Consider the following 19,814-nt stretch of genomic DNA (forward strand, 5'->3'; position numbering starts at 1 on the left):
TTGCTGATAGATAAAGATTTAATTACAGGGGAACTTTTTTACTTCGAAATGCAATAAGGCCAAAAGCCCGTGCTAGAGCGCTTTCGCCAGGGTTTGCGGGGGAATGGGGGGACATTACAGAGCTGTCACCTTCGATCGGATGACCGATTGATGACAGATGCGGATGCACGGCGGCATCCGCATGGGGGCAAAGGTCAGAGGTCGCGCTTGTGCTCGGCAGCCAGGCGTTCGGCCAGTTCGTCCAGACCTTCCAGAGGCGGTTCGGGAAGCACCCGCAACGTGGCCTGGAGCAGGCGCATCTGACGAATGAAACGCCGGCAATTGGGGCAGAACAGCAGATGATGGCGAACCATCAGGCGCTCGCGAAAACTCAGCTGGCCGTCCAGGTAGTCGCTGGAACGTGCCACTTGTTCCTTACAGGTCAGCATTGGCCGGTTTCCTCAAAATGCTCCACGGTGGCGAAGACTTTCAAACGCGCCCGGTGCAACAGCACCCGTACATTGGAGAGCGTGAGCCCCAAAAGATTACAGATTTCTTCCAGTTCCAAACCCTGGCGTTCGCGCAACAGCAGGACGCTGCTTTGCAGTTCCGAGAGGCTGAGCAGGGTGTGCTCCAGACAGTCTCGCAGCTCGGACTCGGTCAGCAGGGCCTCCGGGGTGTCTTCGTGCCAGGCGAAGGGCGCCACCAGCCAGTGGCCATCGCTGGAAGAGAAACGCTCATCGCCCACGGTGCCGTGGGGGGCGGGCAAGTCATCCAGCAGGACTTCCCGGCGATTCTGTTTGTAACGGCCCTTGGCCGCGTTGGACGTGATGGTCAGCAGCCAGGTCTTGAGGCTGGAACGCCCCTGAAACCCTGACAGATTGCGCACCACCGACAACCAGGCGTCCTGTACCACTTCATCGGCATGGCGGTTGCCGACAATGGCGTAAGCCACCGCGCGCATAGCGCTCTGGTAGGTACTGACCAGTTCCTTGTATGCCTTTTGCTCACCCGCCAAAAGGCGCTCTAGCAGTTGCGTGTCATCAGCAGCAGCCATTCGTGCCTCGTTCAATCATGCAGGTTTGAGAGGGTGTGACGCGCCAACCCGGCCCTGCGCCACACCCACATCAGCCTAGATCAACGCTTGCGCAGCAGTACGCTGCCGATGGAGTAGCCGGCGCCGAAGGAACTGAGCACGGCCAGGGAGCCGCTGGCCAGGTCGTCCTGGTACTTGTGGAAGGCAATCACCGAGCCGGCCGAACTGGTGTTGGCGTAAGTGTCGAGAATCACCGGGGCCTCTTCCACCGTGGCTTCACGGCCCAGGAGTTTCTTGACGATCAGGTGGTTCATGCTCAGGTTGGCCTGGTGCAGCCAGAAGCGCTTCACGTCGCCGACATTGAGCTGGTTTTCTTCCAGGTGGGCCGCGATCAGTTCGGCCACCATCGGGCAAACGTCACGGAACACCTTGCGGCCTTCCTGGACGAACAGCTTGTCCCGGGCACCTATGCCCTCTTCCGCCGCGCGGTTGAGGAAACCGAAGTTGTTGCGGATGTTGTTGGAGAACTGGGTCAGCAACTTGGTGCTGACGATCTCGAACTGCTGGGCCGAGGTGGCGAGGTCGGCCCGCTCGATGATCACCGCGGTGGCGGCGTCGCCGAAGATGAAGTGGCTGTCGCGGTCACGGAAGTTCAGGTGTCCGGTGCAGACTTCCGGGTTGACCATCAGGATGGCCCGGGCCTGACCCAGTTGCACGCTGTTGCAGGCAGCCTGGATGCCGAAGGTCGCCGAAGAACAGGCCACGTTCATGTCAAAGCCGAAGCCCTGGATGCCCAGGGCGGCCTGGACTTCGATGGCGATGGCCGGATAGGCACGCTGCAGGTTGGAACAGGCAACGATCACCCCGTCGATGTCGGCGGCGGTCTTGCCGGCCCGTTGCAGGGCCTGTTCGGCGGCGGCGACCGCCATCTGGCAAAGCACCGACCATTCGTCGTTGGAACGTTCCGGCAGGCGCGGGGCCATGCGTTGCGGGTCGAGGATGCCGTCCTTGTCCATGACGAAGCGACTTTTGATCCCCGAGGCCTTTTCAATGAAAGCGGCGTTGGATTCGGTCAGGGCCTGCACCTCGCCCCGCTCGATGGCCGCGGCGTTGTCGCTGTTGAACTGGTGGACGTAGGCATTGAAAGATTCCACCAGCTCTTCGTTGGAAATGCTGTTGGCCGGGGTAAACAGGCCGGTGCCGCTGATGACGACGTTATGCACGGTCGTTCCTCTAGTGTGATGAGGCAGAAGGTCTTGGCACCGCCGTGCCAAACCATAAACGGACTGCCCCGCTGGTGGGAGCCTTCCTGGCATCGCTTTATTCCGATCCGCCCGTTTGCCTGGGGTACAGAACAACAGGGCCGGTATTTATGACGGCGGAGTTTGCCATAAACACCGGCATTTCGCCGCAATTGCAGTGTGCCCGGTGGGCGCCGGCTTGCCGGCGAAGGGGCCTTGGCGCCTTGCGCTGCCCACGCAGACACCTTAGCTGGGGAGCCGGCGCCTGCAGGGGCTCAGGCTTCGACCTGGCTCCACTGCTTGTTCAGGCGCTTGTCGGAAATCGGCACCTTGGTCCCCAATTGCTGGGCAAACAAGGACACCCGGTATTCCTCCAGCCACCAGCGATACAGCTCCAGTTGCGGGTCGCGCTTGCCTTCCTGGGCATGCTTCTGCGCCCGGGTCTGGTACTGGCTCCACAGGCCCGCCAGTTCGGTGCTCCAGACCCGATCCTTCTGCAGCTGGCTGCCGAGCTTCTCGAAACGCAGTTCCACCGCCTTGAGGTAGCGCGGCAGTTCCTTGAGCCACAGGGCCGGGGTTTCCCGGACAAAGCCCGGGTACACCAGATTCGCCAACTGCGACTTGATGTCGTTGAGGGCCACCGCCTGGGCCAGGTCGATCTTGCCCTTGAAGCGTTTTTGCAGGCCGTGCCAGAGCTTGAGAATCTCCAGGGTCAGGCGCGCCAGACGCTCGGCGTGCTCGGTCCAGGCGCCGCGCTTGCGCTCGGCCAGGGACGCCAGGCCCGCGCCATCGCGAGGCAGCGTGGCTTCGCCATCGAGGATGCAGCTGTCGAGGCTGGCCAGGAGGATGTCCTCCACCAGGGCATCGACCCGGCCCAGTTCACGGTACAGCAGGCCCAGCTCAGTCAGCCCCGGCAGCTTGCCGCGCAGGAACTTGGCCGGTTCGGCCAATTGCTGCAACAGCAGGCGCTGCAGGGCCCGGCGATGCTGGAATTCGGCCTCGGCGGCGGTGGAGAAACGCCCTTCCTTGACCGTCCCCGCCTCTTCCACCAGGGCCGGGTAGACCGTCATCGACAGTCCGGCGATCTTCTGCTGGGTCTTTTCCGCGACCGCGGCAAACACACGGGCCTCCACCGGTTGCTGGCTCTTGGCGGTTTGCGGCACCGCCAGGGCGGCCTGGCTGGCTTCGGCAAAACGCGCGGTCAGTTCGGCCAGGTCGCGACCTTCACCGAGGAACTTGCCCTGGGCGTCGACGATTTCCAGGTTCATCCGCAGGTGGCTCTCCACCTGCTGCGCGGCCTCGCTCCAGGCCTCGTCGCTGACCCGGGCACCGGTCATGCGCAACAGTTCGCGGCCCAGGGCCTGGGGCAACGAGCCCTCGGCGAAGACCATGCGCTGCAAGGCCGCCTTGACGAAGTCCGGCACTGGCACGAAGTTTTTGCGCAGGGCCTTGGGCAGGTTGCGCACCAGGGCGATGCACTTGGCCTCGATCAGCCCCGGCACCAACCACTCCAGGCGTTCGGCGGGCAGCGCCGGCAGCAGGGGCGCCGGCACCCGCAAGGTCACGCCGTCGCGGGGATGGTTGGGCTCGAAGTGATAACTCAGGGCCAGTTCCAGATCGCCAATATGCAAGGTGTCCGGGTACTGCTTGGCAGTGACCTCGCTGGCCTCGCGGGCCAGCACGTCTTCCTCGCGCATGATCAACAACTGCGGGTTCTTCTGGCTGTGGACCCGGTACCAACTGTCGAAGGTCGCGGTCTGGTGGATCTCCGCCGGCAGGCGCTCGTCGTAGAAGGCGAACAGGGTTTCCTCGTCCGCCAGGATGTCCCGGCGCCGGGCCTTGGCTTCCAGGGCGTCGAGCTGTTCCAGCAATTGGGTATTGGCAGTCAGGCACTTGGCCTTGGACTGAATCTCACCGCGCACCAGGGCCTCGCGGATAAACAGCTCGCGAGACACCACCGGGTCCACCGGACCGTAATGCACCGGCCGACGGCCGACCACGATCAGCCCGAACAGGGTGATCTGCTCGTAGGCCACCACCTGGCCACGCTTCTTTTCCCAATGGGGTTCGAAGTGGTTCTTCTTCACCAGGTGGCCAGCCAGGGGCTCGATCCAGTCCGGCTCGATCTTGGCCACCATGCGCGCATAGAGCTTGGTGGTCTCCACCAGCTCGGCGGTCATCAGCCATTGCGGGCGTTTCTTGCCCAGGCCCGAGGACGGATGAATCCAGAAACGTCGCTGACGAGCTCCCAGATAATCGCCGTCTTCGGTCTTCTGGCCGATCTGGCTCAGCAGGCCCACCAGTACTGCCTTGTGCAGTTTCGGGTAGTCCGCCGGTTCCTTGTTCAGGCTCAGTTGCAGGTCGCGGCAGATCAGGCTCAGCTGCCGGTGCGAGTCGCGCCATTCCCGCAGGCGCAGGTAATTCAGGAAGTTCTTGCGGCACCAGTTGCGCAGCGGGCTGGCGGTCAGGGCCTGGCGCTGCTCTTCAAAGCCGCGCCACAGATTGACCAGCCCGGCGAAGTCCGAATCCACGTCCTTCCACTGTGCATGGGCCTGGTCGGCGGCCTGCTGGCGCTCCGGCGGACGTTCGCGAGGGTCCTGGATCGACATGGCACTGGCGACGATCAGCACTTCCTGCAGGCTGCCGAGTTTCGCCGCTTCCAGCAGCATGCGGCCCATGCGCGGGTCCACCGGCAGCCGCGCCAGTTGCCGGCCCAGAGGCGTCAACTGACTGTTGCGGTCCACCGCCGAGAGTTCTTGCAGCAGGTTGAAACCGTCGCTGATGGCCTTGCCATCCGGCGGCTCGATAAACGGGAACGCGGTGATTTCCCCCAGGCGCAGATGGAGCATCTGCAGGATCACCGCCGCCAGGTTGGTACGCAGGATTTCCGGATCGGTGAACTCCGGCCGGCCGAGGAAATCCTCCTCGCTGTACAGGCGAACGCAGATCCCCGGCTCGACCCGGCCACAGCGGCCTTTACGCTGGTTGGCGCTGGCCTGGGACACCGCCTCGATGGGCAGGCGCTGGACCTTGGCCCGGTAGCTGTAGCGGCTGATGCGTGCAGTGCCGCTGTCGATCACATAGCGAATGCCCGGCACGGTCAGCGAGGTTTCGGCAACGTTGGTCGCCAGCACCACCCGCCGGCCCGGGTGGGACTGGAAGATCCGCTGCTGTTCCGCCGGCGACAGGCGCGCGTACAGCGGCAGGATCTCGGTGTGCTTGAGCTGAGCCTTGCGCAGCATGTCCGCGGCGTCGCGAATTTCCCGCTCCCCCGGCAGGAACACCAGCACGTCTCCGGGGCTGCGCCGCTCGCTGCGCTCGTAGGCGGCGATTTCATCCAGGGTGGCGAGGATCGCCTGGTCCACCGTCAGGTCGTCCTCGACCCGGTTGCCCTCCTCGTCCTGCTCCAGGGTCAGGGGGCGATACCAGGTTTCCACCGGAAAGGTGCGGCCAGAGACTTCGACGATCGGCGCGTTATCGAAGTGCTTGGAGAAGCGCTCCAGGTCGATGGTGGCCGAGGTGATGATGACCTTCAGGTCCGGACGCCGTGGCAACAGGGTCTTGAGGTAACCGAGGAGGAAGTCGATGTTCAGACTGCGCTCGTGGGCCTCGTCGACGATGATCGTGTCGTAGCGCTCCAGGTAACGGTCGTTCTGGGTTTCCGCCAGCAGGATGCCGTCGGTCATCAGCTTGATCAGGGTGCTGGAATCGCTCTGATCCTCGAAACGCACCTGGTAACCCACCAGCGACCCGAGGGGCGTGGCCAGTTCTTCGGCCACTCGGCTGGCGACGCTGCGGGCAGCGATCCGCCGGGGCTGGGTATGGCCGATCAGACCGTGCTGGCCGCGACCGATTTCCAGGCAGATCTTCGGCAACTGGGTGGTTTTGCCCGAGCCGGTCTCACCGGCAATGATCAGCACCTGATGCTTGAGCAGCGCCTCCTTGATCTCGTCGCGCTTGGCGGCAATCGGCAGGCTGTCGTCATAGCGAATCGGCGGCACGCTGTCGCGCCGCGCCGTCAACAGGTTGCACGACGCCTGCATCCGCTCCAGCCACTGGGCGAGCTTGGCCTCGTCGGGCTTCTTGCGCAGTTCAAGCAACTGCCGGCGCAACCGGTGGCGGTCGGCGAGCATGGCTTGATCGAGGTTTTTCAACAGTTGGTCGATTGCAGGCGATTCGGAAGTCATCAGGTACGCAAAATGTCGTCTATGTAGGCAGGGCGCGATTGTCGCAGAAAAGCGCAGGCAATACGTAGGAGCCGGCGTGCCGGCGAAGGCGTCCTCACGGGCACCTTCGCTGGCACGCCGGCTCCTGCACTTTTATTCGTCTTCCAGGCCTTTGCGCCGGTAAGGGAAGACATCGATGATCTTGCCGGCGCGGATGGCGTCCTGCAGGCCCTTCCAGTAGTCGGCGTTGTACAGCTCGCCGTGCAACTGGTCGAACAGCTTGCGCTGGCCGGCATCGGCGAACAGGAACGGCGGGAACTCCTCGGGGAACACGTCGTGGGGGCCGATGGAATACCAGGGCTCGGAAGCCATCTCGTCTTCCGGTGTACGGGGCGCCGGAATGTGACGGAAGTTGGCTTCGGTGAGGTAGCAGATCTCGTCGTAGTCGTAGAACACCACCCGGCCGTGACGGGTCACGCCGAAGTTTTTCAGCAGCATGTCACCAGGGAAGATATTGGCTGCCGCCAGTTGCTTGATCGCCAGGCCGTAGTCCTCCAGGGCCTCGCGGACCTGATCCGGGTTGGCGTGCTCCAGGTAGAGGTTGAGCGGGGTCATGCGGCGCTCGGTCCAGCAGTGGCGGATCAGCACGGTCTGGTCTTCCACGGCCACGGTGGACGGCGCCACTTCCAACAGTTCCTCAAGGCAGGCCGGGTCGAACTTGCTCAGGGGGAAGCGGAAATCGGCGAACTCCTGGGTATCAGCCATGCGCCCGACCCGGTCGACGCTTTTCACCAATCGGTACTTCTCGATCACCGTGGCCCGGTCGACGTTCTTCGACGGCGAGAAGCGGTCCTTGATGATCTTGAACACGGTATTGAAGCCCGGCAGGGTGAACACGCTCATGACCATGCCGCGCACACCGGGAGCCATGATGAAACGGTCGTCGGTGCTGGCCAGGTGGTTGATCAGGGCGCGGTAGAACTCCGACTTGCCGTGCTTGTAGAAGCCGATGGAGGTGTACAGCTCGGCGATGTGCTTGCCCGGCAGGATGCGCTTGAGAAAGCCGATGAATTCCGCCGGCACCGGCACATCCACCATGAAATACGAGCGGGTGAAGGAGAAGATGATCGAGACATCGGCTTCGTCGGTGATCAGCGCATCGATCTGGATGCCCCGGCCTTCACGATGCAGCAGCGGGATCACCAGGGGCCACTGTTCTTCGTGGGTGAAGATACGCCCCACCAGGTAAGCGCCCTTGTTGCGGTAGAGCACCGAGGAGAACAGCTCCAGGGTCAACTCAGGGTCCTTGCACACCCAGTCCGGCAGGTTCTCCCGCAGTTGCGCCTCCAGGCGCCGCAGGTCCCCCGGCAGGTCGGCATAGTCCTCGCTGAAGCGGTAGTCGGCGAACACCTGTTCGAGCATCGCCGGCAGGTTGCCCTTGGGGTGGTAGCTGCGGGTCTGCGCGGCCCGGGCCCGGCGCAGGCTGGGCCGGGTGGTGTGGATGAACATGCAGCCGTCGCTGATCAGGTCATGGCTGAACAGCCCGCAGAAAATCGAGTTGTACCAGGTCTCGGACAGCTCATCGTCAAAACGCAGGTCGATCAGGCTGATGTAGGCGCTTTTCACCAGGGGCCACTGGCCGACATCCATCAACGCATCGTCGCTGAAGGACTGGTGCAACCGGGCCACGGTTTCCCCGACCTTTTCCTCATACAGGTTGATCCGCGCCGCCGAGGCCCTCTGCGCTTCCTGCCATTGCGCCTGCTCGAAGCGTTGCCGGGCGCCGTCGGTGATCTGGCGGAAATGCTCGCGGTAGTCGTCGAAGCCATCGAGGATCATTCGAGCAATATCGGCGGCGGGCCATGGCTGCGGCATAAGTAGACCTCTGCGGGAATTTACGATGCCAGAGCTTAGCCAGTGAAACGGCTTGAGGAGAAGCGTATTTTTGTGATCAAGCGTACGCCGGAAAATGACCCGGCAGTCGCCCTGCTCCCCAGGCTTGTGTGGCGAATCATGGGACACAACAAACCCAGTGCCGGGTTTCTTCGCCCTGTGCACCAATAAGGTTTGCCATGCCCGCCAGCGCTGGGCAAGATCCCCGCCCTCAAACCGAAGGATCCTTGCGTGAGACTTGTCGATCTCCTGCGTCTGTTGTCGCTGGCCGCCATCTGGGGCGCGAGCTTTTTGTTCATGCGCATCATCGCCCCGGTGCTGGGCAGCGTGCCCACGGCGTTTTTCCGGGTGTCGATTGCCGCGCTCGGGCTGCTGGTCATGCTGGCGCTGATGCGGGTCGACTGGAATTTTCGCGGCAAGCTCAAGACCGTGTTGCTGCTCGGTGTGATCAACTCAGGCATACCGGCAACGATGTATTCGGTGGCAGCCCAGGTGCTGCCTGCCGGCTACTCGGCGATCTTCAATGCCACCACGCCCTTGATGGGGGTGTTGATCGGCGGGCTGTTCTTTCATGAGCGGCTGAGCCTGAGCAAGATCGCCGGCGTCTGCCTGGGCCTGTTCGGCGTCGGCATCCTGACCCGCGCCGGCCCTGTGGCCTTCGACCATGAACTGCTGCTGGGCGCCCTGTCCTGCCTGATGGCCACCACCTGCTACGGCTTTGCCGGCTTCCTCGCGCGGCGCTGGCTGGATCAGGCCGGCGGCCTGGACAGTCGCCTCTCGGCGCTGGGCAGCATGCTCGGTGCCACCCTGCTGCTGTTGCCCCTGTTCGCCTACAACGCCATCAGCCAGCCGCCGGCCAGTTGGGGTGGCTGGAGCGTGTGGCTGTCGCTGCTGGGCTTGGGGCTGGGCTGCACGGCGTTTGCCTATGTGCTGTATTTCCGGCTGCTCAGCGCCATCGGTCCGGTGCGATCAATGACCGTGACCTTCATGATTCCGCCGTTCGGCGTGTTGTGGGGGGCCTTGCTGCTGGATGAGCCGCTGTCCATGGCGCATCTGTATGGCGGCGCGCTGATTGGCGCCGCCCTGTGGCTGGTGCTGCGGCCCGGGGCAAAATCGGCGGCCTGAAGCACTGCCTGGTTCTGATCAGCCTGCGACTCGGGAGGCCGCAGCTCCGAGTCGCAACGCTGGCGGTGGCCCTATGGAACGTTCAGGGTAATCAGGTAGGTGCCGGAGGTTACGGCCTTGCCGGCCTGATCAACAAAGGCATAGTGCTGGTTGTAGTAACGGCCCTGGGAACCACTGTCGGCCAGGAGCTTGACCTTGACGGCGGAATGATCCGAAGCGCTGACGCTGGCCACGGCTCCCACACGGGCTACGTCGATTGCGGTGCCGCGGGAGCCTTGAGGACATTGGCGTAGGCTAAGCCCTGTGCTGGCGGCGCTGGTGGTGCAATGGCTCTCAACGATACTGCCGGTAAAGCGGATGACCCCCTGTGCCACGGGAGCAGCGGCGAAACAACTGCTCGACAGTCCCAAAAGCAAACCGAAAGCGGTTGAAGCGAACGTTGCGTTCATACTGACTCTCCTTTGTTTAAGGACTATGTCGTCAGTCTAGGTACCGGCTTTAGCTTTTAAGGTTTGTCTGATGGACTAATTTGGAATACCAACAAAAAAGTCTAAGCATCTGGTTATCAAAAGAACCTTAAGGGTTCGCTTCAGTCGCTCATTACGTGCACATACAAGGTTTGAAATCAGACCTTTATTGACCGGCAAAGAACTACACGACGATAGTGGCATCTAGCCACTATTCGTGCTTATAGTCGATCATTAATTGAATCAATGATGCGCAAAAGCGACCGAGCATTGCGCTCGGCCGCAGGTCTGGACAACCACCGCGAAGATCGTCGCCCGTAACTATCAGGCGCTCTTACGGAACACGAAGACCAGGCCGACAATGATCAGGCCCATGCCCATCAGGCTCAGCCAGGCCAGACGATTGCCGAAAAAGATAAAGTCCATCAATGCGGTCACCGCCGGCACCAGATAGAACAGGCTGGTGACATTCACCAGGTTGCCCTGAGCGATCAAGCGGTACAGCAGCAGTGTGGCCAGTACCGACACCACCAACCCCATCCACAGCAGCGCAATCACGAAGCTGGCGCTGTACTCGAAGTGAAACGGCTGGAACGGCACGAACAGCGCACACAGCAACAGGCCCGCCAGGTACTGCACCGGCAGGGTGCCCAAGGGGTTGTCGGTGATGCGCTTCTGCATGATCGAACCGGCCGTCATGCTGACCAGGGCCAGCAGGCCACAGAGCATGCCGGAGACGGATATCCCTGCCAGACCGATGCCCTGGTAGACCACCATGATCAGCCCGGTGAGCCCCAGGCTGAGGCCGAACAGGCGGCTCCAGGAACGCTGGCGCTCCATCAGCACCACGGTGAGGATCGGCTGCACCCCCATGATGGTGGCCATGACGCCTGGGGTGACCTTCAGGTCCAGGGCCAGGATGTAGAAGATCTGGTAGGCCCCCAGCAGCACCAGGCCGGTGGCCATGGCAAAGCCCACGGCCCGGCGCCCCTGGGGCAACCTGAGCTTGAGCAGGGGCAGCAGCAACACCAGGCCCATCAGCGCGATGATGAAACGCAGCAGCAGGAAGGCAAAGGGCGAAGCCTGGGTCAGGCCCCATTTGGAGAAGATCGCGCCACTGCTCCAGAGCAGGACGAACAGGCTCGTGGAAGCCGCCGCAAGTGCGGACTTTTTGGAAATGAGCAACATGAAAACCACCTGTAATCAGGCAAGAAGCCAATTCAGCCAAGGCTGAAGTTCAGTAGTGTTTGGTTCAGGCGGGCACAGGGAACAGCAGCGATTGCTGATCAGCCCGAAAAGCCAACGCCCGGCGGTGATACGACTGCGTACACCGGCGTGCTACTGACAGGTGGGGGGTACTGACCGATCTGCACAGGCTGCTGATTCCCGCACGGCACGACGCCAGCGTTGACCGCTGAAACCACTACCGCGTTGAGAGGGGAAAAGGCCATGAGCTGATCTTTCTTGAAGGGAAAAAACCATGAGTCGGTTGACTCATCGGGCGCCGAATGTAACCGGCGCCCGATATTCATTGCAAGACTTATCCGAACAACCACTTCCACAAGACCACCAGCACCACCACCGCCAGAACCGGGCGCAGGATGCGGTAGAGCTTGGGATTGCGGCGCTTCCACTGCTTGACCACACCGCTGAAGCTGTCGCTGAAACGCTTGCTCCAGGCATAGGCCTGGTTGATCCCGCCAACGCGCTCGTCATCAAGGTTCTGCGGCGCGGTCGCACGCCCCAACTGGGCGCTGACCCAGCGGTTGATGCGCGTCATCAGCGGGCTGCTCAGCGGACGCTCGATGTCGCAGAACAGGATCACCCGGGTGGTTTCGGTTTCGTTCTTCACCCAGTGCACATAGGTCTCGTCGAACATCACGTCTTCACCGTCGCGCCAGGCGTACTCCTGGCCATCGACGAAGATCCGGCAAGCGTCGGAGTTGGGAGTCGACAAACCCAGGTGATAACGCAGCGAGCCGGCAAAGGGATCGCGGTGCGGGTTCAGGTGGCTGCCACCGGGCAGCAGGGCGAACATCGCCCCCTTGACGTTGGGAATGGCGCTCACCAGCTCGACGGTCTTGGGGCACAGCGCGGCCGCCGACGGCAGGGGCTTGTCGTACCACTTGAGGTAGAAACGCTTCCAGCCCTTCTTGAAGAAGGAACCGAAGCCGGCATCGTTGTTCTTCTCCGCCGCGCGGATATACCCCTCGTCGAACAGATGCATGGCCTCTTCGCGGATCACTTCCCAGTTGTCCCGCAGCACGTCCAGCTCGGGGAACTTGCTACGGTCCAGGTAAGGTTTGGAGGGCACTCCGGAAAACAGATACATCAGCGCGTTGTAGGGGGCAAACAACGCCGAATGGTTGACGAACTGGCGCAGTACCGGCAGACGCGCTTTGCCGCGCAGATGCACGTAAAGGATGCTGCCGACGAACAGCGACAACACCGCGAACTTGGCGGCAAAGGAAAAGCTCATGCAACGACTCCTTGGAAATAGGCACCTGTGCAGGCTGTGTGAAAACGTTGCGAGTGAAGGCAAGACAAGGCAAAAACAGGCGAGGAAGCGGAGTTTAGGGGCCTAAATGAGCATTCCGAGCCTGTTTTTAACGCAGTATTGCCAAACGCAGTAGTTTTCACACAGCCTGTGTGGGGGAGTGTTCACCCAACCTGGCAGCCGGCAATGATAAACACTCCTGGACCCTGGAAAAACCCGCACGACTCAACATTCAGTGTTAACGGACGTGCAACAAAGGCGCTTAAGTAGCATAAGCGGCCAGGCTCTTGCCTGATGTAGGTCAGCATTCACCGGCGAGCCGGCGCCTGTCGGCGAATGCCCGGGGTGCGTTACTGCTGGTTTTCCTGCTCGGTGAACAGATCGCTGAATAGCATGCTCGACAGATAGCGCTCGCCGGAGTCCGGCAGGATCACCACGATGGTCTTGCCCTGCATTTCCGGGGTCTGGGCCAGGCGCACCGCCACCGCCATTGCCGCGCCGCAGGAAATCCCGCAGAGAATCCCCTCTTCCTGCATCAACCGCAGGGCCATGGCCTTGGATTCCTCGTCGGTCACCAGCTCGACCCGGTCGACCATTTCCAGATCCAGGTTCTTGGGCACGAAACCGGCGCCGATGCCCTGGATCTTGTGGGGGCTGGGCTTGATCTCTTCACCGGCCAGTTTCTGACTGATGACCGGCGACGTGGCAGGTTCCACCGCCACCGAGAGGATCGGCTTGCCCTGGGTCTTCTTGATATAGCGCGACACGCCGCTGATGGTGCCACCCGTGCCGACCCCAGCCACCAGCACGTCCACGGCGCCGTCGGTGTCGTTCCAGATTTCCGGACCGGTGGTTTTCTCGTGGATCGCCGGGTTGGCCGGGTTATCGAACTGCTGCGGCATGAAGTACTTGGACGGATCGCTGGCGAGAATTTCCGCCGCCTTTTCAATCGCGCCCTTCATGCCCTTGGCCGGCTCGGTCAGCACCAGCTCCGCCCCCAGGGCCTTGAGCACCTTGCGCCGCTCGATGCTCATGGACGCGGGCATGGTCAGCATCAGCTTGTAACCACGGGCAGCGGCGACGAACGCCAGGCCAATCCCGGTGTTGCCCGAAGTGGGCTCGACGATGGTCATGCCCGGCTTGAGCTTGCCGCGACTTTCCGCGTCCCAGATCATGTTGGCGCCGATCCGGCATTTCACCGAATAGCCCGGGTTACGCCCTTCGATCTTGGCCAGGATGGTCACGCCGCGAGGGGCGATACGGTTGATCTGCACCAAGGGCGTATTGCCGATGGAATGGGCATTGTCAGCAAAAATTCGGCTCATGGCTGGGTCCTTATGCAGCAGTGAAGAAGTCCTCAAGGGTATGCCTGGTGCCTTTGAGCGTCCAGTCGCGCCGAACGACTGCGACCCCAGGCAGTCAATGCCTCTATACGGCTGGAGACTGCTGATCATGAAACGTCGTTACCGTTGGCCCCTATGGACCCTGGCCGGCCTGCTGGTCCTGCTGCTGGCCCTGCACTTCACCCTGCCCTATCTGGTGCGCGACTACTTGAATGACAAACTGGCGGACATGGGCGACTACCGTGGCCAGATCAGCGATATCGACCTGGCCCTGTGGCGCGGCGCCTACCGCATCAACGGGCTGGAGATCGTCAAGGTCAGCGGCAAGGTGCCGGTGCCCTTCGTCAAGGCGCCGCAGATCGACCTGGCAGTGAGCTGGCATTCACTGTGGTACGACCACGCCGTGGTGGCCAAGGTGCAGTTCGTCCAGCCGGAGCTGAACTTCGTCGATGGCGGCGCCGACAAGCAAGCGTCGCAGACCGGCGAAGGCACCGACTGGCGGGCGCAACTGGGCAAGCTGTTGCCCATCACCCTCGACGAGCTGCGGATCAGCGACGGCAAGATCCACTTTCGCAACTTCAGCTCCACGCCCCCGGTGAACATCGGCGCCACCCAGGTCAATGCCAGCGTCTACAACCTGACCAACGTGGTGGATACCCAGGGCAAACGCGATGCACGCTTCGACGGCAAGGCCTTGCTGCAAGGCCAGGCCCCCATGGAAAGCACCGCCACCTTCGACCCCCTGAGCAATTTCGAGGACTTCGAATTCCGTCTGCGGGCCCGGGATATCGAACTCAAGCGTTTCAACGACTTCGCCTCGGCCTACGGCAAGTTCGACTTCAATGCCGGACACGGCGACGTGGTGATCGAAGCCCAGGCCGAGAAGGGCCAACTGCATGGCTATATCAAGCCGCTGCTGCGGGACGTGGAAGTCTTCAACTGGCAGCAGGACGTGGAGAACCGCAACAAAGGAATATTCCGCTCGGTATGGGAAGCCTTGGTGGGGGCCGGGGAAAACCTGCTGAAGAACCAGCACAAGAACCAGTTCGCCACCCGGGTCGAACTCAGCGGCAGTGTGCACCAGCAAGATATCAGCGCATTCCAGGCGTTTTTGCAGATTTTGCGCAATGGATTCATCCAGGCTTTCAATGCCCGTTACGAGCAACCCAAGCCCTCGACTGACTGAGTCACCCCGTGACGCTCCATTCAGAGACTGAATGGAGCGTCCACGTTCACAGTCGACCGGGCACCGCGTTATAGTCGCGCCATCACTCTCCATTCAATCGATCTGCCCCGGGCAGCTCGCCGTCACCGTTCGAGGAATTGCAGATGAAGTTCGAAGGCACCAGCGCATACGTCGCCACCGATGACCTGAAGCTGGCAGTCAACGCCGCCATCACCCTGGAGCGTCCGCTGCTGGTCAAGGGCGAACCCGGCACCGGCAAGACCATGCTCGCCGAGCAACTGGCCGAATCCTTCGGCGCCAAGCTGATCACCTGGCACATCAAGTCCACCACCAAGGCCCACCAGGGTCTGTATGAGTACGACGCGGTCAGCCGCCTGCGCGACTCCCAGCTGGGTGTGGACAAGGTCCACGACATCCGCAACTACCTGAAGAAGGGCAAGCTCTGGGAAGCCTTCGAATCCGAGGAGCGGGTGATCCTCTTGATCGACGAGATCGACAAGGCCGACATCGAGTTCCCCAACGACCTGCTGCAAGAGCTCGACAAGATGGAGTTCTACGTCTACGAAATCGACGAGACCATCAAGGCCAAGCAGCGGCCGATCATCATCATTACCTCCAACAACGAGAAGGAACTGCCGGACGCCTTCCTGCGCCGCTGCTTCTTCCACTACATCGCCTTCCCCGACCGCACCACCCTGCAAAAGATCGTCGACGTGCACTACCCGGACATCAAGAAAGACCTGGTCAGCGAAGCCCTGGACGTATTCTTCGATGTGCGCAAGGTGCCGGGCCTGAAGAAGAAGCCCTCGACCTCGGAGCTGGTGGACTGGCTCAAGCTGTTGATGGCCGACAACATCGGCGAAGCGGTGCTGCGCGAACGCGATCCGACCAAGGCCATCCCGCCCCTGGCCGGCGCCCTGGTGAAGAACGAGCAGGACGTGCAGTTGCTGGAACGCCTGGCCTTCATGAGCCGTCGCGGTAGTCGTTAGGCTCTGCCCAGAAGCTGCCTGCGCGTCGATCATGCTGCGTTAGAAATCGGTTCGGAATGCTCATTTAGCTCGCTAAACTCCGCCTCCTCACCTGTTTCTGCCTTGCCTGATCGCCGCTTGGCGAGCTTCTGAACAGACCCCTAGATCATTAGAGAGCGATAGTCATGCTGCTCAACCTGTTCAATGAAATGCGCGCGGCCAAGGTACCGGTGTCGGTACGCGAGCTGCTGGACCTGATCAACGCGCTCAAGCAGCGCGTGACCTTCGCCGACATGGACGAGTTCTACTACCTCGCCCGGGCAATCCTGGTGAAGGACGAACGGCATTTCGACAAGTTCGACCGAGCCTTCGGCGCCTACTTCAACGGCCTGGAAAAGCTCGATGACCACCTGCAGGCGCTGATCCCCGAGGATTGGCTGCGCAAGGAATTCGAGCGCTCCCTGAGCGATGAGGAACGGGCGCAGATCCAGTCCCTGGGCGGCCTGGACAAACTCATCGAAGAGTTCAAGAAGCGCCTGGAAGAACAGAAGGAACGCCACGCCGGCGGCAACAAGTGGATCGGCACCGGCGGCACCAGCCCCTTCGGCTCCGGCGGTTTCAACCCGGAAGGCATCCGCGTCGGCGACGCCGGTAAGCGCCAGGGCAAGGCGGTGAAAGTCTGGGACCAGCGCGAATACAAGAACCTCGACGACTCGGTGGAACTGGGCACCCGCAACATCAAGGTGGCCCTGCGCCGGCTGCGCAAGTTCGCGCGCCAGGGTGCGGCGGAGGAGCTGGACATCGACGGCACCATCGACCACACCGCCCGTGATGCCGGACTGCTGAACATCCAGATGCGCCCGGAGCGACGCAACAGCATCAAGCTGCTGTTGCTGTTCGATATCGGCGGCTCCATGGATGCCCACGTGAAGATCTGCGAGGAACTGTTCTCGGCCTGCAAGACCGAGTTCAAGCACCTGGAGTACTACTACTTCCACAACTTCATCTATGAATCGGTGTGGAAGAACAACCTGCGCCGCGGCTCGGAACGCACCTCGACCCAGGACCTGCTGCACAAGTACGGCGCCGACTACAAAGTGATCTTCGTCGGTGACGCCGCCATGGCGCCCTATGAAATCACCCAGGCCGGCGGCAGCGTCGAGCACTGGAACGAGGAAGCCGGCTATGTGTGGATGCAGCGCTTCATGGAAAAGTACAAGAAGCTCATCTGGATCAATCCCTACCCGAAAGACACCTGGGGCTACACCGCTTCGACCAACATCGTTCGCGAGTTGATCGAAGACCAGATGTACCCGCTGACCTTGCGTGGCCTGGAAGAAGGCATGCGTTTCCTGTCCAAGTAAGCAAGGCCTTGCGGGCCTTTTCGCAGCCTCGCCATGGCTCGACAGCGGCTACAGAGCCCCCTGTAGCCGCTGCCGCAGGCTGCGAACGGTCGCGAAGCGGCCGCCTTCAGCCATTACCCAAACCTGCGCAAGAATGCCACCTGCTGCCGATGCGCCGTTTCCTGCACCACCGGCGTCAATCGCACCTCGCTGCCCGGCAAACACTGCGCCAACCGCGCCAGTGACAAGGGGGTCAACGCCCCCAATCGCGGATAGCCGCCAATGGTCTGCCGATCATTGAGCAGGATGATCGGCTGGCCGTCCGGCGGCACCTGGATCGCCCCCAGGGGAATGCCCTCGGAAATCATCGGCCGGCCCTGATACTGCAAGGTCGGCCCCAGCAAGCGCGCGCCCATGCGATCGGCACGGCTGTCCAGAGTCCAGGTGCTGTTGAAGGCGTCGAACAGGCTCAAACCGCTGAACTGGCCGATCTGCGCGCCCAGAATCACCTCCAGGGGTGCTGCGCATTGCCAATCCGGCAACTGCGCGGCCGACAGGCTCCTGAGCGCACCGCCAGTCCCCGAGTAACTCAAGGCCCCGCCCTCGCTCAGGGCCCGGCCATAACCATCCGGACCGCCCAAGGCTTCGCGCAACACACTGGCGCAACTGCCCAGCACCTTGGGCGCGTCAAATCCGCCAGGGGCTGCCAGGTAAGCCCGGGCGCCGAAGAAAGGTTGAGTAAAACGCAGGCGCTGGCCCTTTTGCAGGATGAAACTGCGTCCCGGGCTCAAAGGCCGCTCATCGACATATGCCCCCAGATCGGCCCCGGCCAGGGCCAGCAGGCAATAATCCTCGGCCAACAGGGTGAAACCGCCCAGAGTGATTTCCAGCACCGGCGCATCCAGGGCATTGCCCAGTAGCCAGTTGGCCCAGGACATCGACACCCAATCCAGCGCCCCACCCTGGGTCACGCCCAAATGGCGCACGCCAAAGCGCCCGGCATCCTGCAGCAGGCACAGCGGGGTGCTGGCCTCGATCATCAAGCGGCTCATGCCGGCACCTCCAGCGGCGTGTCATCGCCCCCCAGGCGCAGGAACTCGGCCCGCTCCACGGCAGCAAAGCGCACGCGGTCCCCCGGCTGCATCAGGCTGTAGCCTTCGCGCTCGCGATCGAACAGGCGGCTCGGGGTACGGCCGATCAGGTTCCAGCCCCCCGGCGATACCACCGGGTAAGCGGCGGTCTGCCGTTCGGCGATCCCCACACTGCCTGCCGCCACCCGCTTGCGTGGGGTGTTCAGCCGCGGCGCCGCCAGCGCCTCTTCCACCAGCCCCATGAAGGCGAATCCGGGCGCGAAACCCAGGGCGAACACTTGATATTCACGCTGGCTGTGACGCTCGATCACCTCGGCCACCGACAGCCCGCTGCGCCGGGACAACAGCGCCAGTTCCGGCCCGACACTGAGGTCGTACCACACCGGCAGCACATGCTCGCGCCCGGCCTGAGTGGTACTGGGCGCCAGATCGGTCAAGGCGACCGCGATCCGCTGCCGAGCCTCGGACGGACTCAGGGCCAGCAGGTCGTAATGCACCATCAACGTGGTATAGGACGGCACCAGATCGATCAGAGACTCGCCAAAGGCCCGCCGCAACCCTTGGGCGGCGGCCAGCATCCAGGGCATGTTGTCCTCGGCGATCACTTCGAACAGGCGCACCATCAGGCAGTCGATGGCGACGACTTCAACCTGTGGCTTCATAGGCCGGACTGCTGGTTCAGGGCCGCGCGAATGCGCTGCACGGCCGCCACCGAACTGGCGTTGTCGCCATGCACGCACAGAGTGTTGGCGTGCAACTGCAAGGCGCTGCCGTCGCTGGCGGTCAAAGGCTCGCCACGGGCAATGGTCAGGGCCTGTTCGATGATGGTCGCCGAATCGTGGTGCACTGCCCCTGGCAGCTGTCGCGAAACAAGGTGCCCGGCATTGTCGTAGGCACGGTCGGCGAAGGCCTCGAACCACAGGGTCACGCCATATTCGTCGCCCAGGGCCTGTGCGGTGCTGTTATCGCGGGTGGCCATGAGCATCAGCGGCAACTGTGGATCGTACGCTGCCACCGCCGCGATCACCGCGCGCAATTGCGCAGGTTTGGCCATCATGTCGTTGTACATCGCGCCGTGGGGTTTGACGTAGCTGACCCGCGCGCCCTGGGCCCGGCAGATGCCGTCCAGCGCGCCGATCTGGTAGTGCAGCAGGTCACGAATCTCCTCGGGCGAATAGCTCATGGAGCGGCGGCCGAAACCGGCCAGATCCTGATAGGCCGGGTGCGCACCGATGCGCACGCCGTTGGCCAGGGCCAGGGCCACGGTCTTGCGCATGATGCCCGGGTCGCCGGCATGGAAGCCGCAGGCAATGTTGGCGCAGTCGATAAAGGGCATCACCTCGGCATCCAGGCCCAGGGTCCAGTTGCCAAAGCTCTCGCCGATGTCGCAATTCAATAACAGGCGGCTCATGGTCAGTGCTCCTGTGGTTCTTGTTGTGGGTCAGCTGCTGGGCTGTCGCGCAATGTCCGCGCAGATTA

At 62.4% G+C, this 19,814-nt stretch carries 16 protein-coding genes; 4 read left to right on the top strand and 12 right to left on the bottom strand.

Annotation, left to right across the window (positions count from 1 at the left end; translation table 11 throughout):
- Window positions 1-194: 194 nt before the first annotated feature.
- From Q8O96_RS10635 to aceK, 5 genes are all read right to left on the bottom strand, one after another.
- Window positions 195-428 (bottom strand): anti-sigma factor, encoded by a 234-nt coding sequence (locus Q8O96_RS10635; RefSeq protein ID WP_102861663.1) that lies wholly within the window; start codon window positions 426-428, stop codon window positions 195-197.
- Window positions 422-1,036, bottom strand: coding sequence for an RNA polymerase sigma factor (locus tag Q8O96_RS10640; protein WP_102861662.1), 615 nt, complete (start codon window positions 1,034-1,036; stop codon window positions 422-424). The genes Q8O96_RS10635 and Q8O96_RS10640 overlap by 7 nt, the downstream gene beginning before the upstream one ends.
- An 80-nt stretch (window positions 1,037-1,116) precedes the next feature.
- Window positions 1,117-2,238, bottom strand: coding sequence for a beta-ketoacyl-ACP synthase III (locus tag Q8O96_RS10645; RefSeq protein ID WP_102861661.1), 1,122 nt, complete (start codon window positions 2,236-2,238; stop codon window positions 1,117-1,119).
- 293 nt (window positions 2,239-2,531) lie between these two features.
- Window positions 2,532-6,443 carry an ATP-dependent RNA helicase HrpA gene (gene hrpA, locus Q8O96_RS10650; RefSeq protein WP_305948771.1) on the bottom strand — a complete coding sequence of 1,304 codons (3,912 nt, stop codon included), beginning with the start codon at window positions 6,441-6,443 and terminating at the stop codon, window positions 2,532-2,534.
- Between the two features lie 132 nt (window positions 6,444-6,575).
- Window positions 6,576-8,297: a bifunctional isocitrate dehydrogenase kinase/phosphatase gene (gene aceK / locus Q8O96_RS10655; protein WP_207167239.1), complete on the bottom strand. Its 1,722-nt coding sequence runs from the start codon at window positions 8,295-8,297 to the stop codon at window positions 6,576-6,578.
- Between the two features lie 249 nt (window positions 8,298-8,546).
- On the opposite strand from aceK, the gene Q8O96_RS10660 reads away from it, so the two are divergent.
- Window positions 8,547-9,440: a DMT family transporter gene (locus tag Q8O96_RS10660; RefSeq protein ID WP_115581814.1), complete on the top strand. Its 894-nt coding sequence runs from the start codon at window positions 8,547-8,549 to the stop codon at window positions 9,438-9,440.
- Between the two features lie 71 nt (window positions 9,441-9,511).
- On the opposite strand, the gene Q8O96_RS10665 is transcribed toward Q8O96_RS10660, so the two are convergent.
- The 4 genes from Q8O96_RS10665 to cysK form a co-directional block, all read right to left on the bottom strand.
- The gene (locus Q8O96_RS10665) at window positions 9,512-9,889 is read right to left on the bottom strand and encodes a hypothetical protein (RefSeq protein WP_102861657.1); all 378 of its coding nucleotides are present in this window, start codon (window positions 9,887-9,889) and stop codon (window positions 9,512-9,514) included.
- A 342-nt stretch (window positions 9,890-10,231) separates the two neighbouring features.
- A complete protein-coding gene (locus Q8O96_RS10670) occupies window positions 10,232-11,095 on the bottom strand; it encodes a DMT family transporter (RefSeq protein ID WP_305948772.1) in 864 nt (287 codons plus the stop codon).
- A gap of 352 nt (window positions 11,096-11,447) precedes the next feature.
- On the bottom strand, window positions 11,448-12,386 hold the full coding sequence (locus Q8O96_RS10675) for an aspartyl/asparaginyl beta-hydroxylase domain-containing protein (RefSeq protein WP_102861655.1): 939 nt from the start codon (window positions 12,384-12,386) through the stop codon (window positions 11,448-11,450).
- Window positions 12,387-12,754: 368 nt separating this feature from the next.
- Window positions 12,755-13,729, bottom strand: coding sequence for a cysteine synthase A (gene cysK, locus Q8O96_RS10680; RefSeq protein ID WP_102861654.1), 975 nt, complete (start codon window positions 13,727-13,729; stop codon window positions 12,755-12,757).
- 127 nt (window positions 13,730-13,856) lie between these two features.
- Here cysK and Q8O96_RS10685 point away from each other — a divergent pair, with 127 nt between their 5' ends.
- From Q8O96_RS10685 to Q8O96_RS10695, 3 genes are all read left to right on the top strand, one after another.
- Window positions 13,857-14,933, top strand: coding sequence for a DUF748 domain-containing protein (locus Q8O96_RS10685; RefSeq protein ID WP_102861653.1), 1,077 nt, complete (start codon window positions 13,857-13,859; stop codon window positions 14,931-14,933).
- Window positions 14,934-15,076: 143 nt separating this feature from the next.
- A complete protein-coding gene (locus Q8O96_RS10690) occupies window positions 15,077-15,922 on the top strand; it encodes a MoxR family ATPase (RefSeq protein WP_011059855.1) in 846 nt (281 codons plus the stop codon).
- Window positions 15,923-16,086: 164 nt separating this feature from the next.
- Window positions 16,087-17,265, top strand: a complete 1,179-nt coding sequence (locus Q8O96_RS10695; protein WP_102861652.1) for a VWA domain-containing protein — start codon at window positions 16,087-16,089, stop codon at window positions 17,263-17,265.
- A 113-nt stretch (window positions 17,266-17,378) separates the two neighbouring features.
- Here the strand turns inward: Q8O96_RS10695 and Q8O96_RS10700 are convergent, their stop codons facing one another.
- The 3 genes from Q8O96_RS10700 to Q8O96_RS10710 are packed head-to-tail and all read right to left on the bottom strand — an operon-like array spanning window position 17,379 to window position 19,746.
- Window positions 17,379-18,296 carry a biotin-dependent carboxyltransferase family protein gene (locus tag Q8O96_RS10700; protein WP_115581811.1) on the bottom strand — a complete coding sequence of 306 codons (918 nt, stop codon included), beginning with the start codon at window positions 18,294-18,296 and terminating at the stop codon, window positions 17,379-17,381.
- Window positions 18,293-18,997, bottom strand: coding sequence for a 5-oxoprolinase subunit PxpB (pxpB, locus tag Q8O96_RS10705; protein ID WP_102861650.1), 705 nt, complete (start codon window positions 18,995-18,997; stop codon window positions 18,293-18,295). Before pxpB ends, Q8O96_RS10700 begins: the two co-directional genes overlap by 4 nt.
- Window positions 18,994-19,746: a 5-oxoprolinase subunit PxpA gene (locus Q8O96_RS10710; protein ID WP_305948773.1), complete on the bottom strand. Its 753-nt coding sequence runs from the start codon at window positions 19,744-19,746 to the stop codon at window positions 18,994-18,996. Before Q8O96_RS10710 ends, pxpB begins: the two co-directional genes overlap by 4 nt.
- Window positions 19,747-19,814: the final 68 nt, after the last annotated feature.

It is taken from the genome of Pseudomonas sp. LPH60, from assembly GCF_030718165.1.
GTDB lineage: Bacteria > Pseudomonadota > Gammaproteobacteria > Pseudomonadales > Pseudomonadaceae > Aquipseudomonas > Aquipseudomonas danubii.